Annotated in this window: 13 protein-coding genes; 7 read left to right on the top strand and 6 right to left on the bottom strand. The window is 64.6% G+C overall.

The features are described 5' to 3' along the window. Positions 1 to 146 precede the first annotated feature (146 nt). Positions 147 to 1,523 carry a multicopper oxidase family protein gene (locus MF4836_RS21730; RefSeq protein ID WP_078471987.1) on the top strand — a complete coding sequence of 459 codons (1,377 nt, stop codon included), beginning with the start codon at positions 147 to 149 and terminating at the stop codon, positions 1,521 to 1,523. Continuing rightward, positions 1,523 to 2,020, top strand: a complete 498-nt coding sequence (tadA, locus tag MF4836_RS21725) for a tRNA adenosine(34) deaminase TadA (RefSeq protein ID WP_078471986.1) — start codon at positions 1,523 to 1,525, stop codon at positions 2,018 to 2,020. Before MF4836_RS21730 ends, tadA begins: the two co-directional genes overlap by 1 nt. A gap of 141 nt (positions 2,021 to 2,161) precedes the next feature. Here the strand turns inward: tadA and cmoB are convergent, their stop codons facing one another. From cmoB to lon, 5 genes are all read right to left on the bottom strand, one after another. After that, positions 2,162 to 3,118: a tRNA 5-methoxyuridine(34)/uridine 5-oxyacetic acid(34) synthase CmoB gene (cmoB, locus tag MF4836_RS21720; protein ID WP_078471985.1), complete on the bottom strand. Its 957-nt coding sequence runs from the start codon at positions 3,116 to 3,118 to the stop codon at positions 2,162 to 2,164. After that, positions 3,115 to 3,897, bottom strand: coding sequence for a carboxy-S-adenosyl-L-methionine synthase CmoA (gene cmoA / locus MF4836_RS21715; RefSeq protein WP_178102973.1), 783 nt, complete (start codon positions 3,895 to 3,897; stop codon positions 3,115 to 3,117). The genes cmoB and cmoA overlap by 4 nt, the downstream gene beginning before the upstream one ends. Positions 3,898 to 3,983: 86 nt before the next feature. Further along, a complete protein-coding gene (locus MF4836_RS21710) occupies positions 3,984 to 4,619 on the bottom strand; it encodes a lysoplasmalogenase (protein ID WP_078471983.1) in 636 nt (211 codons plus the stop codon). A 1-nt stretch (position 4,620) separates the two neighbouring features. Then, entirely contained in the window at positions 4,621 to 5,013 is a 393-nt protein-coding gene (locus MF4836_RS21705) for a protease inhibitor I42 family protein (protein ID WP_020298512.1), read from the bottom strand. A gap of 167 nt (positions 5,014 to 5,180) precedes the next feature. After that, a complete protein-coding gene (gene lon / locus MF4836_RS21700) occupies positions 5,181 to 7,601 on the bottom strand; it encodes an endopeptidase La (protein ID WP_078471982.1) in 2,421 nt (806 codons plus the stop codon). 276 nt (positions 7,602 to 7,877) lie between these two features. Between lon and MF4836_RS21695 the strand changes: the two genes are divergently transcribed. The 5 genes from MF4836_RS21695 (at position 7,878) to MF4836_RS21675 (ending at position 14,798) form a co-directional block, all read left to right on the top strand. Further along, positions 7,878 to 8,558 carry a methylamine utilization protein gene (locus tag MF4836_RS21695; protein ID WP_078471981.1) on the top strand — a complete coding sequence of 227 codons (681 nt, stop codon included), beginning with the start codon at positions 7,878 to 7,880 and terminating at the stop codon, positions 8,556 to 8,558. Continuing rightward, positions 8,542 to 10,899: a putative bifunctional diguanylate cyclase/phosphodiesterase gene (locus tag MF4836_RS21690; RefSeq protein WP_078472057.1), complete on the top strand. Its 2,358-nt coding sequence runs from the start codon at positions 8,542 to 8,544 to the stop codon at positions 10,897 to 10,899. Before MF4836_RS21695 ends, MF4836_RS21690 begins: the two co-directional genes overlap by 17 nt. Positions 10,900 to 10,910: 11 nt before the next feature. Beyond that, positions 10,911 to 11,768, top strand: coding sequence for a DUF3034 family protein (locus MF4836_RS21685; protein ID WP_443217371.1), 858 nt, complete (start codon positions 10,911 to 10,913; stop codon positions 11,766 to 11,768). After that, positions 11,768 to 12,187: a group I truncated hemoglobin gene (locus MF4836_RS21680; RefSeq protein ID WP_078471979.1), complete on the top strand. Its 420-nt coding sequence runs from the start codon at positions 11,768 to 11,770 to the stop codon at positions 12,185 to 12,187. The genes MF4836_RS21685 and MF4836_RS21680 overlap by 1 nt, the downstream gene beginning before the upstream one ends. Before the next feature lie 268 nt (positions 12,188 to 12,455). After that, positions 12,456 to 14,798, top strand: a complete 2,343-nt coding sequence (locus MF4836_RS21675) for a putative bifunctional diguanylate cyclase/phosphodiesterase (RefSeq protein ID WP_078471978.1) — start codon at positions 12,456 to 12,458, stop codon at positions 14,796 to 14,798. A gap of 10 nt (positions 14,799 to 14,808) precedes the next feature. Here MF4836_RS21675 and MF4836_RS21670 read toward each other — a convergent pair whose 3' ends face one another. Continuing rightward, the gene (locus MF4836_RS21670) at positions 14,809 to 15,144 is read right to left on the bottom strand and encodes a hypothetical protein (protein WP_078471977.1); all 336 of its coding nucleotides are present in this window, start codon (positions 15,142 to 15,144) and stop codon (positions 14,809 to 14,811) included.

Raw genomic sequence — 15,144 nt, 5'->3', positions numbered from 1 at the left:
TATTGTCACCTGGGCACAGCGCTTCGCCGGTGTTGTACCCCTGCGTCCTGTCGCCGCGCTGCCCTTACGGTTTCTCAACTGCGGGTGTATCGTATTCGCCTTTTGCGGGCTCAGGCCTGCCGTAGATACGTGAGGTAGTTGAGTCCATGTCCTTTACCCGTCGACAAATACTCGGTGGTCTGACCGGTCTTGTAGTGGTTGGCGTGGGGGCGGGAGGGGCGTCGCGCTATTGGCTGGGGAAAATGGCCGATGCCGAGGCCGGCCACGATTACCAGTTGATCGCCGCGCCCCTGGATGTCGAGTTGGTGCCGGGGCACAAGACCGAGGCCTGGGCGTTCGGCCCTTCGGCGCCGGGCACCGAGCTGCGGGTGCGCCAGGGCGAATGGCTGCGGGTGCGCTTCATCAATCACCTGCCCGTGGCCACCACCATTCACTGGCACGGTATCCGTCTGCCGCTGGAGATGGACGGCGTGCCCTACGTCTCGCAACTGCCGGTGCTGCCGGGGGAGTTCTTCGACTACAAGTTCCGCGTGCCGGATGCCGGCAGCTACTGGTATCACCCCCATGTGAACAGCAGCGAGGAGCTGGGGCGTGGCCTGGTAGGCCCGCTGATCATCGAGGAGCGCGAGCCCACCGGGTTCCAGTACGAGCGCACCCTGAGCCTGAAAAGCTGGCATGTCGATGAAGTCGGGGCCTTCGTGCCCTTCAGCATTCCCCGCGAGGCGGCCCGAGGCGGCACGGCCGGGCGCCTGTCGACCATCAACGGTGTGTCCCAGGCGGTGGTCGAGCTGCCGGCCGGGCAGATCACCCGGGTACGCCTGCTCAACCTCGACAACACCCTGACCTACCGGATCAACATTCCCGGGGGCGAGGCGCAGATCTATGCCCTGGATGGCAACCCTATCGAACCGCGACCCCTGGGCAAGGAATACTGGCTGGGCCCGGGCATGCGCATCTGCCTGGCGATCAAGGCCCCGCCGGCGGGTGAAGAGCTGTCGCTGCGCAATGGCCCGGTGCGCCTGGGCACCTTCCGTTCGGTGGCCAACAACGACGCCCCGACCTCTTGGCCGCCGACCTTGCCGGCCAACCCGATTGCCGAGCCCGACCTGGAGAGCGCGGAAAAGCTCAACTTCAACTTCGAGTGGGTTGGCTCGGTTTCGATGAACGTGGACAATGGCAAGCCGCCCAGCCTGTGGCAGATCAACGGCAAGGCCTGGGACATCACCGACAAGACCTGCGCCGACCGCCCGATTGCTACGCTGAAAAAGGGCAAAAGCTACATTTTCGAATTGAAGAACATGACCCAGTATCAGCACCCCATCCACCTGCACGGCATGAGCTTCAAAGTCATCGCCTCGAACCGGCACACAGTGATCCCGTATTTCACCGACACCTACCTGCTGGGCAAGAACGAGCGCGCCCGGGTGGCCCTGGTGGCGGATAACCCGGGGGTGTGGATGTTCCACTGCCATGTGATCGACCACATGGAAACCGGCCTGATGGCCGCCATCGAGGTCGTCTGATGCGACAGATTCGTCCGGCCCGGATCATCGACCGCAGCCGCGATCAGGACTTCATGCGTGAAGCCCTGGTCCTGGCCGCACAGGGCGCGGCCCTGGGCGAAGTCCCGGTGGGGGCGGTACTGGTGCTGGACGGTGAGATCATCGGGCGGGGCTTCAATTGCCCCATCAGCGGCAGCGACCCCAGCGCCCATGCCGAGATGGTCGCGATCCGCGCGGCGGCCCAGGCACTGGACAACTATCGGCTGCCGGGCAGCACCCTCTACGTGACCCTGGAGCCGTGCAGCATGTGCGCCGGCCTGATCGTGCACTCACGCATTGCCCGGGTGGTCTACGGTGCGCTGGAGCCCAAGGCCGGCATCGTGCAAAGCCAGGGACAGTTCTTCAACCAGGGTTTTCTCAACCACCGGGTGCTGTTCGAAGGCGGGGTCCTGGCCGAAGAGTGCGGCACCGTGCTGAGCGAATTCTTCAAGGCGCGCCGGGCCAAACCGGCCCTGTGACCTGTGGCGAGGGAGCTTGCTCCCGCCGGGCTGCGCAGCAGCCCCAAACCAGCCTTCACATGACTTCAGTCGGACCGCGCTTGCCGAAACCGGGAGGGCTGCCCCCTCCAGCGGGAGCAAGCGCCCTCGGCACAAGTTGAACTATTTTTTGGCGACGATCACGGCACGCATTGGTGCCGGCAGGCCTTCGATGGTTTTGCTGTGGTCGTTGGGGTCGAGGAAGTCGCTCAGGGACTGGTACTTCATCCACTCGGTGCCGCGCTGTTCCTCGATGCTGGTCACGCTTACATCCACGCAGCGCACCTCGCTGAAACCTGCCCGGCGCAGCCACAATTCCAGGGCCGGCACCGAGGGCAGGAACCATACGTTGCGCATCTGCGCATAGCGGTCTTCGGGCACCAGCACCTGCTGCTGGTCGCCGGCCACCACCAGGGTTTCCAGCACCAGCTCGCCGCCCTTCACCAGGCAATCCTTGAGCGCCAGTAAATGCTCGATGGGTGAGCGACGGTGGTAGAACACCCCCATGGAAAATACCGTGTCGAAGCCTTCCAGATTCGGCGGCAGGTCTTCGAACGGGAACGGCAGGTGCCACACCGCAGGCTGCGACAGGTAGCGCTGCACTGCCTGGAACTGGCAGAAGAACAGCCAGTTCGGATCGACCCCGATCACGCTGTGGGCGCCGGCGCCGAGCATGCGCCACATGTAATAGCCATTGCCGCACCCGACATCGAGGATGCGCTTGCCCGCCAGGTCCAGGTGCGGGGCGACCCGCGACCATTTCCAGTCCGAGCGCCATTCGGTGTCCACGTGCACCCCGAACAGATCGAACGGCCCCTTGCGCCACGGCGACAGGCCCATCAACGCGCTGCGCATCTGTGCCCGGGTGGCGTCATCGCACTCGGTGTCCAGGGTCAGGCCATTGAGCAGGTCGACTTCACTGGGCTGGATCTTCGGCAGCGCATCCAGGGCGCTCTGCCAGCGCTCCAGGTCGCCGTGGCCCTTTTCCATCTTCTTGTCGAGTTGCGCTTGCAAGGTATTGGCCCAGTCGGCCAGGGGCGTACCGGCCAGGCGGCGGGCGAGGGGGGACAGATCGATCATGGCAAGGCAATCAACGAGGCAAAGTTAAGACACTGGAACCACGGCACGACTTTCGAGAAACCGGCCGCCAACAGGCGCTCGCGGTGTTCTTCGAGGCTGTCGGGCTTCATGACGTTTTCGATGGCGCTGCGCTTCTGGGCGATTTCCAGCTCGCTGTAGCCGTTGGCGCGCTTGAAGGCGATATGCAGGTCGGTGAGCAGCGCGTGCTCCTGCTCATCGTTGAAGCGCAGCTTCTCCGAGAGGATCAGCGCACCGCCCGGCAACAGCGACTGCCGGATGCGCCCGAGCAGGGCCGTGCGCTGCTCCGGGGCAATGAACTGCAGGGTGAAATTGAGCGCCACCACCGAGGCCGGTTGGAACTCCAGGGCCAGGATGTCGCCCTCGATCACCTGCACCGGCAGCAACTCCTGGAACATCGAGTCCTGGCCGTTGAGGTATTCCCGGCAGCGCTCGACCATGGCCGCCGAGTTATCCACCGCGATCACTTTGCAACCGTCGGTCCGCACATGGCGGCGCAGGGCCTGGGTCACCGCACCCAGGGACGAGCCCAGGTCGTAGAGCACACTATTGGGCTGGGCGAATTGCGCGGCGAGCACGCCGAGGTTTTCGACAATGGTCGGATAACCCGGGACCGAGCGCTTGATCATGTCCGGGAACACCCGCACCACATCCTCGTTAAAGGCGAAGTCGGGCACCTGGGCCAGGGGCTGGGCGAAAAGGCGATCGGGGTCTTGGCTCACGGCGGTTCCAGCGGCGGATGGTGAAAGAGGGGGCGGCATTGTAGCCGCTGCCGCAGGCTGCGATAAGGCCCGAAAGGGCCTCAGGTGCCTGCGGGCGACACAAGGTGCGCCGTCTGCGTGGCCGTTCAGCGCGGCTTCTGGCTGAACGCCGACGCGGCAATGCCCCACTGGCCCAGCCAGTAACTGATGATGATCAGGTACGGCGCGGCCTCGAACGCCACCACAAAGCGGCTGATACCGATCAGGCTGTCGGAGAAGGCGAAGGTCAGGGCGCCCACCCCGGCCAGCAGCGCCGAGCGCCTGGGCACCGCGGTGCCGAAGCGGGCCAGGGCGCGCCAGAGCATGGCGCTGATGGTCAGCCCATAGACAATCACCGGGATCAGCAACGGCCCCAGGCCATGGGCAATCAGGATCGCCAGCAGCGCGCCGCCAATGACGATCGCCACCAGCAACGGCAGCAGGGCCGGACGCCGACAGTCGCTGAGGTAAGCCTTGAGGTAGGCCAGGTGTGCCACCAGGAAGGCGCCGAGGCCGAACACAAACAGGTCGCCGGGCCAGGCCAGCAACACATCGCCGAGCACCGAGAACAGCAGGCCGATGATGATCCAGCGCCGGTAGTCGCCGGGTGGGGCGTCGTGCAGCCAGCCGAGCAGGGCCAGCACCGGCAGCGGCTTGACCAGCAGGCAGAGCAGGGCGGCATGCACGCTGATGCCGTAGATAAAGGTGACTGCGCCCATCAGCGCCAGGATCAGCCAGCCCATGTCAGTTGACCTTTATCGCGCAATCGAAGGCTTTGACCGGCGCCACTTCCGGGGCCCAGGGCTGCTGGTAGGTCAGCAACAAACGGCCGGTGCCGCTGGCAAACGCCTGGAAGCGCCAGGTGGATTGCCCGGCATTGCCCACCAGCCCGCTGTCTTCAGGGTTGCTGTAGACCTCGGGGCTGACCTTGCGCAACACGCCGCCGGCCGAGTCCTGGATCGCCCAGCGATAGCCGGTGGTGGGGTTGCTGGGCAGGGTCAGAATCAGGTTCTGGCCAGTGCTCAGTTGCAGCGGGCATTCGCTCTGGTTTTCGACCGTGATGTTTTGCTTGGGTTGGCTGGCGCAGGCGGCCAGCAGGGCGACGCTGAGAAGGGCAAGCAGACGAGGAGGGAACATGGCTCAGAAAGCTCCGATCATTCATGACGAGCGGCGAGCATAACTGAAGATTGCAAGCGGTGTGGCCAGGGGCTGAAGGTTGGCCACAATGCCCTCTTGGCCGACACGCCTGCGGCTGCCGGGCTGTGGCATCACAGCTGGCAGCCGCAGGCACTGGCGCTCAGGGGTTAGAACAGCACCTTGGCCACGTCGGCGAACTTCTTCGCGAAGTGCACGGTGATGCCTTCCTTGAGGTAGTCCGGGAGCTCTTCGAAGTTGCCACGGTTGGGCTCCGGCAGGATCAGTTCGAAGATCTTCTGCCGGCGCGCGGCGATGACTTTTTCGCGCACCCCGCCAATCGGCAGCACGTGCCCGGTCAGGGTCAGTTCACCGGTCATGGCCACGCCTTTTTTCGGCGGCTGGTTGCGCGCCAGGGACAGCAGCGCACTGGCCATGGTCACCCCGGCGCTTGGGCCGTCCTTGGGCGTGGCCCCCTCGGGCACATGCAGGTGGACAAAGGCTTCGTCGAAGAACTTGCCGTCGCCGCCAAACTGCTTGAGGTGCGAGCTGATGTAGCTGTAGGCAATTTCCGCAGACTCCTTCATCACATCCCCCAACTGCCCGGTGAGTTTGAAGCCCCGGTTCAGGGTATGGATGCGTGTGGCCTCGATCGGCAATGTCGCGCCGCCCATGCTGGTCCAGGCCAGGCCGGTGATGACCCCGGTGCCGCTGAGCACCTGCTCATTGCGGAACACCGGCATGCCGAGGGAGGCCTCCAGGTCTTTCGGGCCGAGCTTGATCACCGCATTCGGATCATCCAGCAGCTTGACCACTGCCTTGCGCACCAGTTTGCCCAGTTGTTTTTCCAGCTGGCGCACCCCGGCCTCGCGGGCATAACCGTCGATCACCGCGCGCAAGGCGCTGTCGCTGATGCTCAGGCTGGTCTTGGCCACCCCGGCTTTCTCCAGCTGTTTGGGCCACAGGTGACGCTTGGCGATGGCGATTTTTTCTTCGGTGATGTAGCCCGACAGGCGAATTACTTCCATGCGGTCGAGCAACGGGCCGGGGATTGAATCCAGGGTGTTGGCGGTGCACACGAACAGCACTTTGGACAGGTCCAGGCGCAGGTCCAGGTAGTGATCGAGGAATTCGACGTTCTGTTCCGGGTCCAGGGTTTCGAGCAAGGCCGAAGCCGGGTCGCCCTGGTAGCTCTGGCCCATCTTGTCGATCTCGTCGAGCATGATCACCGGGTTCATCACCTCGACGTCCTTGAGCGCCTGCACCAGCTTGCCCGGCAGGGCGCCGATGTAGGTCCGGCGATGGCCCTTGATCTCGGCCTCGTCGCGCATGCCGCCGACACTGAAGCGGTAGAACGGTCGGCCCAGGGACTCGGCGATGGACTTGCCGACGCTGGTCTTGCCCACGCCCGGCGGTCCCACCAGCAGGACGATGGAGCCGCTGATTTCGCCCTTATAGGCGCCCACGGCGAGGAATTCGAGAATCCGGCTCTTGATGTCGTCCAGCCCGGCATGGTGCTGGTCCAGCACCTTGCGCGCGTGCTTGAGGTCGAGCTTGTCCTGGCCGTACACGCCCCAGGGCACGGCGGTGGCCCACTCCAGGTAATTGCGGGTGACCGCGTATTCCGGCGAGCCGGTTTCCAGGATCGACAGTTTGTTCAGTTCTTCTTCGATGCGTTTTTGCGCCTGGGGCGGCAGGACCTTGCCCTTGAGGCGCTGCTCGAACTGCTCGACGTCGGCGCTGCGATCGTCCTTGGTCAGCCCCAGCTCCTGCTGGATGACCTTGAGCTGTTCCTTGAGGAAGAACTCGCGCTGGTGCTCGCCGATCTTGCGATTGACCTCGGCGGAGATTTCTTTCTGCAGGCGCGCAACTTCGACTTCCTTGCGCAGCATCGGCAGGACTTTTTCCATGCGCTTGAGCATTGGCACGCAATCCAGCACTTCCTGCAACTCGTTGCCGGTGGCCGAGGTCAGCGCGGCGGCGAAGTCGGTCAGCGGCGACGGATCGTTGGGGCTGAAACGGTTGAGGTAGTTCTTCAACTCTTCGCTGTACAGCGGGTTGAGCGGCAGCAGTTCCTTGATCGCATTGATCAGGGCCATGCCGTAGGCCTTGACCTCGTCGGTCGGCTCACTCGGCTGATGGGGGTATTCGACTTCCACCAGGTACGGCGGGCGATGGTGTTTGAGCCAGGTGCGGATGCGCACCCGAGTCAGGCCCTGGGCAACGAATTGCAGCTTGCCGTTCTCGCGGCTGGCGTGGTGCACCTTGACCAGGGTGCCGTACAGCGGCAGCGCGGAGGTATCGAAATGCCGCGGGTCTTCGGGCGGGGTGTCCATGAAGAACAGGGCCAGGGAGTGATGATCGGACTTGCTGACCAGTTCCAGGGTCTCGGCCCAGGGCTCTTCATTGACGATCACCGGCAGCACTTGCGCCGGGAAGAACGGCCGATTGTGGATCGGGATGATGTAGACCTTGTCCGGCAGGTTCTGCCCGGGCAATGCCAGGCCGGTGCCTGACGAGGCCGGGTGCTCAGCGTTTTCCGGGTCGGCGTAGTCGCTGAGGTCTTCAGGGAATTCTTGCTGGTCGGTCATGGGGCACCTGCGCAATTGGGTATGGGAGTTAGATGGGGCAGGCGGCGAGTGGTTTCAATGGCACGGCCCCGCTTCAGCTTTTCTTTATGCGGCCGAAAAGCTGTACGGGAGCTGACCGTTTGTATCATTTTTTGTTGGGCGGACGGTTGTGCAGCTCTTTTACTGCTGTAGTGGCAAAATGCCTTATTTGCGGCATCATGCTGCTCGGCGTCGCCTCTGCTGTCATCACCCATGCCAAGGCCGGCCATCTGCTTTCATCTAAATACCGGGATTTGCATGGCCAGGACTCACTCGATTCTTTCTGTTGTCGGCCTGTGGCTGCTCAGTGCTGCAGCCTCTGCCGCGAGCTTGCAGGTTCAGGTGCTCGAACCTTCCGGGCAGCCGGTGCGCGACGCCGTGGTGACCTTGCAGGGCCCCCTGGGCCAATCCGCCGGCACCCTCAAGGCCGACATGGACCAGCGTGACAAACAGTTCGCGCCCCATGTGTTGGCGATTCACACCGGCACCCCGGTGAAATTCCCCAACAGCGACAATATTCGCCATCAGGTCTACTCCTTTTCCCCGGCCAAGAAGTTCGAGTTGCGCCTGTACGAAGGCACGCCCTCCGACGCGGTACTGTTCGACAAGCCGGGGGTGGTGGTCCTGGGCTGCAATATCCACGACTGGATGCTCGGCTACGTCTACGTCACCGACGACCCGCGCTTCGGCGTCACCGATGCCCAGGGCGCGCTGAACCTGGACGCGTTGCCTGTCGGGTCCTACCGGCTGACCCTCTGGCACCCCCAGGCCAACGGGATGCAGCCACAGGATGGCGGCCAGGTGCAGATCCCGGCCGGGGGCCTGCACAAGGCCTTTGCCATGACCCTGGAACCCTTGCCCGAAGGCTTGCCAGGTGCCCCGGCACCGAGCGCCTTCGGCGATGCGTTCGAGCGAGCGGCCCGTGAAACTGCGCAGTAGCTTTCAGGCGCGGATCGCCTGCGTACTGATCCTGCTGCTGTCGGTGGTAATCGGCGCGGTGTACTTCAGCGTCAAGGCCGCCACCGGCAGCGCGGTGCAGACCCAGGCCTACGAACAGCTGGCGGTGGGTTCGCGGGTTTTCGAGCGCCTGCTTGACGTGCGCGGCCGGCGCCTGGGTGACGGCGTGCAGCTGTTGGCGGCCGATTTCGGTTTTCGTGACGCCGTGGCCAGCGGCGACTCGCCGACCATCCATTCGGTGCTGATCAACCACGGCAAGCGCATCGGCGCCAGCGACATGGTGCTCCTGGACATGCAGGGCCGGGTCCTGGCCAGCACCTTGAGCGACGCCCCGGACGGCTCCGTCTTCCGCTTCGACCAGGCCCTGCGTGACGCGCGTCGGGCGCGGCAAACCATGCTTATCGTGCCGATCCAGGGCAAGCCGCACTTGCTGGTGGAGGCTCCGGTACTGGCGCCGCTGCCGATTGCGCGGGTGGTCATGGGCTTCAGCATGGACGAGCAGTTCGCCGCGGAGCTGCGGTCGCTGACCAACCTCGAGGTCTCGTTCCTGACGGTCGACCGGCAACAGCCGGGGGTCCTGGTCACCACTCAGCCAGCGGCGATGGAAGAGAGCATCGTCAGCCTGATGCTCGAGAGTGTGCAGCGGCGCGGCATACAGCTGGCCGAGCATCAGGACCAGCGGTTTTTCAGCCAGACCCTGGTCCTGGCCAGCGGCAGCGACGAAAACGACCACCAGGTCATCGCCTTGCTGCAAAGCCCGCTGGACGCAGCGATGCAGGTGTTCCTGCCGCTGGACGAGCGCATTCTGCTGATTGCCCTGGTGGCCCTGGTCGGCTCCCTGATCGGGGCGTTGCTCCTGGCCCGCAGTGTGTCGCAGCCGGTACGGGCCCTGGCCCAGGCGGCCGAGCGCATCGGCCAGGGTGATTACCAGACGCCACTGGTGCTGCGGCGCAGCGATGAGCTGGGGTTGCTGGCCACCGCGTTCAATTCGATGCAAAGCGGAATTGCCGAGCGCCAGCAGCAGTTGGCGCACAACGCCTTGCATGATGTGCTCACCGGCCTGCCCAACCGCGCACTGGCCATGGAGCGCCTGGGCAGTGCGATCGCTGCCGAGCGGCCGATGGCGCTGATCTACCTGGGGGTCGACAACCTGCGCAGTATCAACGAAGCCGGTGGCCCGGTGCTGGTGGACTTGACCCTGCAGCACGTCGGCCAGCACCTGCAGCAGGCCGTGCGTCCCGGTGACAGCGTGGCGCACCTGATCGCCGGCGAGTTTTTGCTGCTGCTGGAGAACCTCGGCAGCGACGAGGCCGTGGCCCTGGCCGACCAGTTGCAGCAAGCGTTGCTCAAGCCGCGCCGCATCGGCGGCCAGGACGTGGCCCTGGACTGTCGCCAGGGGATCGCCGCGTTCCCGGCCGACGGCCAGTCAGCGGAGCAGCTGCTCGACCGCGCGGCCATCGCCATGAAGGACGCCGCGCAAATGCCCGGGCGCCTGCAAGTCTACGAACATGGGCGGGACCTGGCCCACCGCCGCCAGGTCAGCCTGATCCGCGACCTGCGCCACGCGGCCGGCAACGGGGAGCTGCTGCTGCATTACCAGCCCAAGCTCGACCTGCGCCAGGGCCGGGTGCGCCAGGCCGAAGCCTTGCTGCGCTGGCAGCATCCGCAATTGGGCATGGTGTCGCCGGCGGAATTCATCGTGCTGGCCGAGCGCACCGGCAGTATCCAGAGCCTGACCAACTGGGTGATCGGCGAAGGCATGCGCCAGTTGGCCGAGTGGAACAGCCGTGGCCTGCACATGCAGCTGTCGCTGAATATCTCTGCCCAGGACCTGCTCGGCGCTGACCTGGTGGAGCGGGTCAAGGCTTTGCTGCAAACCTGCCGGGTGCCGGCCGAGCAGTTGATCTTCGAAATCACCGAAAGCGCGGTGATGCTTGAGCCCGAGCGAGCGCTGAAGGTCCTGCACCGTTTGCGCGAGTGCGGCATCAGCCTGTCGGTGGATGATTTCGGCACCGGTTATTCGTCGCTGGCGCACCTCAAGCGCCTGCCGGTGCAGGAGCTGAAGATTGACCAGTCCTTTGTCCGCGACCTCGACGAAACCAGCGAAGACGCGGTGATCGTCCGCTCCACCATCGAGATGAGCCACAACCTGGGGCTCAAGGTGGTGGCCGAAGGCGTGGAGTACGAACACAGCCTGCGCCTGCTTGAGCGCTGGCACTGCGACACCGCCCAGGGCTACCTGATCAGCCGCCCGCTCACGGCCGAGGCGTTCGAAGCCTGGGTGGCCTTACCCCTGACTGCGCGGACTGAATGGGTGCATTAATCGTCATGCCTATGCGTTGGATTGTTTTGCTGGCCGGCCTCGGCGTCCTGCTGCCGTCGCTGGCCCTGGCCGATAACGGCCGTTTACTGGCCACCGGCGGGGCCAGCAGCATCGAAGGCGCCGCCGGCGGCGGCATCACGCCCTGGGCCGTGCTCGGCGGTTATGGCGAGCAGGGCGAATGGGGCGTGAGCGCCTTCGCGACCACGGTCAACCTGCCGGACTACCGCCTCGACGTGGCGGGCCTGGCGCTGGCCTACGACAACCGGGTGGAGCTGTCATTCGCCCGCCAGCGTTTGGACCTGGGCAGCCTGGTGCACACGCTCAACCTGCCCGAAGACAACCTGGGACAGGACGTCCTCGGGCTCAAGCTGCGGCTGTTCGGCGACCTGATCTACGATCAGTGGCCCCAGGTCTCCCTGGGGGTGCAGTACAAACATCAGCGCAACTTCCTGATCCCGAGCCTGGTGGGTGCGCAGCGCGACCGCGACACCGAGGGCTACCTGAGTGCCAGCCGCCTGCTGCTGGGCGCGGCGTTTGGCTACAACCTGCTGCTCAACGGCGGCGTGCGCTACAGCCGGGCCAATGAAACCGGGCTGCTGGGCTTTGGCGGCGACCGGCGCGACAGCCGCAGCCTGCTCAAGGAGGGCTCGCTGGCGGTGCTGTTCAACCCGCGCTGGGCGCTGGGCCTGGAGTACCGGCAAAAGCCCGACAACCTGTCGTTTGCCGGCGAGAGCGACTGGGCCGACCTGTTTCTCGGTTACTTCCCCAACAAGCACCTGTCCCTGGTCCTGGCCTATGCGCGCTTGGGCGAGATCGCCGGGCTGGATCACCAGAACGGCCCCTACCTGTCGCTGCAAGGGAGTTTCTGATGCGCCTGCCCGTGCTGTTCCTGGCCGTGCTTCTCGGCGCCTGCGCGCAACAGCCGGCGCGTGACGACAGCCTGTACCGGGCCCTGGGCGAGCGCCCGGGCATCACCCGGATCGTCGAAGGCACGCTGCTCAACATTGCCCGCGACCCACGGATCGTCGAGCGCTTTCGCAAGATCGATATCCAACGCCTGCGCAACAAGCTGATCGAGCAGTTCTGCGTCGAGGCCGGTGGTCCGTGCACCTACACCGGCGACAGCATGGCCGAAAGTCATAAAGGCCAGAACGTCAGCCGCAGCGACTTCAACGCCCTGGTCGAAGACCTGATCGCCGCCATGGAAGCCCAGGGCGTGCCGGTGCCGGCGCAAAACCGCCTGCTGGCGCGTTTGGCACCGATGCGCGGCGAGGTGATCGAGCGTTGATCGGCTGATTACGCAGGATGGGCGAGTGCCGGGAATTTGGCATCGCCAATAAAATGGCTGTCTAATCCCTTGTTTTATTGCGTGCTCTTCTGCTTGCCTCAGACTAATCTGAGCACTTCACGTGCTCGTTAGGAAAATGGCATTTAATTGACGCGCGTATTCGGCTTGGTAGAGGAATGGGTATGAAGAAAGGATTTTTCAGCTCAAGGCAAGGCTCGTGGCGGATCCCGCGGCCCTTGCTGGAGACGGCGTTGGCGAGCACCGGGTCATGAGGTGGCGCCACACCTTCCAGGCACGGATTGCCGGGACCCTGGCGTTATTGCTGTTGTTGGTGATCGGCGCGGTGTATTTCGCGATGAAAACCGCCACCACCCGCGCCGTGGAAAACCAGGCCGAGGTGCAGATGACCACCGGCACCCAGGTGTTCGAGCGCTTGCTGGAGTTGCGCGGACGCCGCTTGCAGTACGGCGTGGACTGGCTGGTGGTGGATTCGGCGTTTCGCCAGGCCGTTGCCAGCGGCGAGCCCCAGGGCATTCTCGAAGCGTTGCGCCGCCACGGTACGGGCATTCGTTCCAGTGAACTGTTCGTGCTGGCCAGCGATGGCCAGGTGACGGCCAGCACCCTGGCGGCGGTCGAGCCGGGCCTGGCTTTTCCCTACGATGGCGCCTTGCGTCAGGCCCGACGTGAAAACAAAAGCATGCTGATCGTTGCCCTCAAGGGCCAACCCTACCTGCTGGTGCAGAGCCAGGTGCTGACCCCGCTGCGCATTGCCCGGGTGGTGATGGGGTTTCGCATGGACGACCTGTTCGCCAGCGAATTGCGCTCCATGAGCAACCTCGAAGTGTCATTCCTGACCCTGGACAACGAGCGCGCCGGCGAGCTGTTCACCACCCAGCCGCAGCTGTTCTGGAATGCGATCACGGCGGCCCTGCGCGATTCGCTGTGGGAGTTGCGGCCGCAGTTGAGCGAGATCCAGGGCAAGCGTTTTCTCAATCAGGCGCTGCAATTGGCCAATACCGGCAACCCTCAGGATCCGCGGGTCCTGGTGTTGTTGCAGAGCCCGCTGGAGCAGGCGCTGCATGCGTTCGCGCCGCTGGATCGGGAGTTTTTCTGGATCGCCCTGGCGGCGCTGCTGGTCTCCCTCGGTGGGGCGCTGTGGATGGCCCGCCGCGTGGCCCGCCCGCTCGAAGTGCTGGCCCAGGCGGCGCAACGCATCGGTGCCGGCAACTACCAGACGCCGGTGGTGCTCAAGCGCAGCGATGAGTTCGGCTTGCTGGCCGACGGCATCAACGCCATGCAAAGCGCCATCGCCACCCGCGAGTCGCAACTGGCGCACAACGCCCTGCATGACTCGCTCACCGGCTTGCCCAACCGCGCCCTGGCCATGGAGCGCCTGGGCAGCGCGATTGCCGCCCGGCGCAGCGTGGTGCTGTTGTACCTGGGGATCGAAAACTACCGGGCGATCAACGAGAGCTTCGGCCCTGAAGGGCTGGAGCAGATCATGCTGGAGGTCAGCCGGCTGCTGCTGGGCTCCCTGTCCCAGGGCGACACCGCGGCGCGGGTGACCGCCAGCGAGTTTCTGCTGTTGCTGGAAAACACCCAGGTCGATGGCGCCGTGGCCCTGGCCGACCGCCTGCATGCCTTGCTCAACCCGCCGCAACTGATCCATGGCCATGAAGTGCAGCGCCAGATGTGTATCGGCGTATCGGTGTACCCCACTGACGGCGAGTCCGCCGAAGAGCTGATCAGCCGAGCCGCCATTGCCCGCCACGACGCCGCGACCCAGCCGGGTTACCTGCAGGTCTACCAGCAGGACCGCGACTTGGCGCATCAACGCCAAATTGCCCTGATTCGCGACCTGCGCCGCGCCGCCGCCGAAGGCGAGTTGTTCCTGCACTATCAGCCCAAGCTCGATATCCGTCGCGGAGAGGTCAGCCAGGCCGAAGCTTTGTTGCGATGGCGGCATCCGGCGTTCGGGGTGGTCTCGCCTGCCGAGTTCATCCCCTTGGCGGAGCGCACCGGAAGCATGAGCAGCCTGACCCATTGGGTGATCGAGGAGGGCATTCGCCAGTTGGCCGAGTGGAACCGCCGGGCATTGACGGTGCAGTTGTCGTTGAACATCTCGGCAGAAGACCTGGAGGGCAATGGCCTGGCGTCGATGGTCGGCGAGTTGCTGGCGCGTTACCGGGTGTCGGCGGAGCAACTGGTGTTCGAGATCACCGAAAGCGCCATCATGCGCAACCCGGAACAGGCCCTTGACGTGCTGCAACGTCTGCGCGGCTGCGGCATCAGCCTGTCGGTGGACGACTTCGGCACCGGCTATTCGTCCCTGGCCCAATTGCAGCGCCTGCCGGTGCAGGAGCTGAAGATCGACCAGTCCTTTATCCGCAACCTGGATGAAACCAGCGGCGACGCGGTGATCGTGCGTTCGACCATCGAGATGAGCCACAACCTGGGGCTCAAGGTGGTGGCCGAAGGCGTCGAACTCGAAGGCAGCCTGCGCCTGCTCAAGCATTGGCACTGTGATACGGCCCAGGGCTACCTGATCAGCCGGCCGCTGGAAGCCCGGGCGTTCGAGGCCTGGCTGGGCAAAACACGGCTATCGGTCTGAGCCGGCGGGCTCAGCTCGGTTTCCAGAATTCCAGGTCCTCGACATAACGTTCGATATCGCCCATATCGTCGTCTCCCAGGGTGTTGTCAAAGGGCTCGGACAACAGCGCGCGCACCTTGGCCAGGCGGTCGCGCAACTTGCCCTCGATCACGAAGTTGCCGGTGGCGGTGTCGAAATCGAACTCGGGGTTGAAAATCGCATGGTCTGACATCTTGCGCAGGGAAATCAGCATGAATTCCAGCTCGCGCAGGATATCCAGGGCTACCGCCCCCGACAGCACGATCTGTTGATTGGCTTCGCGCAGGGAGGGCGGGTTTTTGGGTGATTTGGGTTTGGCTGGGCTCAT

This window comes from Pseudomonas sp. MF4836, assembly GCF_002018875.1.
Classification (GTDB): Bacteria; Pseudomonadota; Gammaproteobacteria; order Pseudomonadales; family Pseudomonadaceae; genus Aquipseudomonas.
Note: the sequence above shows the minus strand (reverse complement) of the source record. Positions and strands in the feature narration are given on the sequence as shown.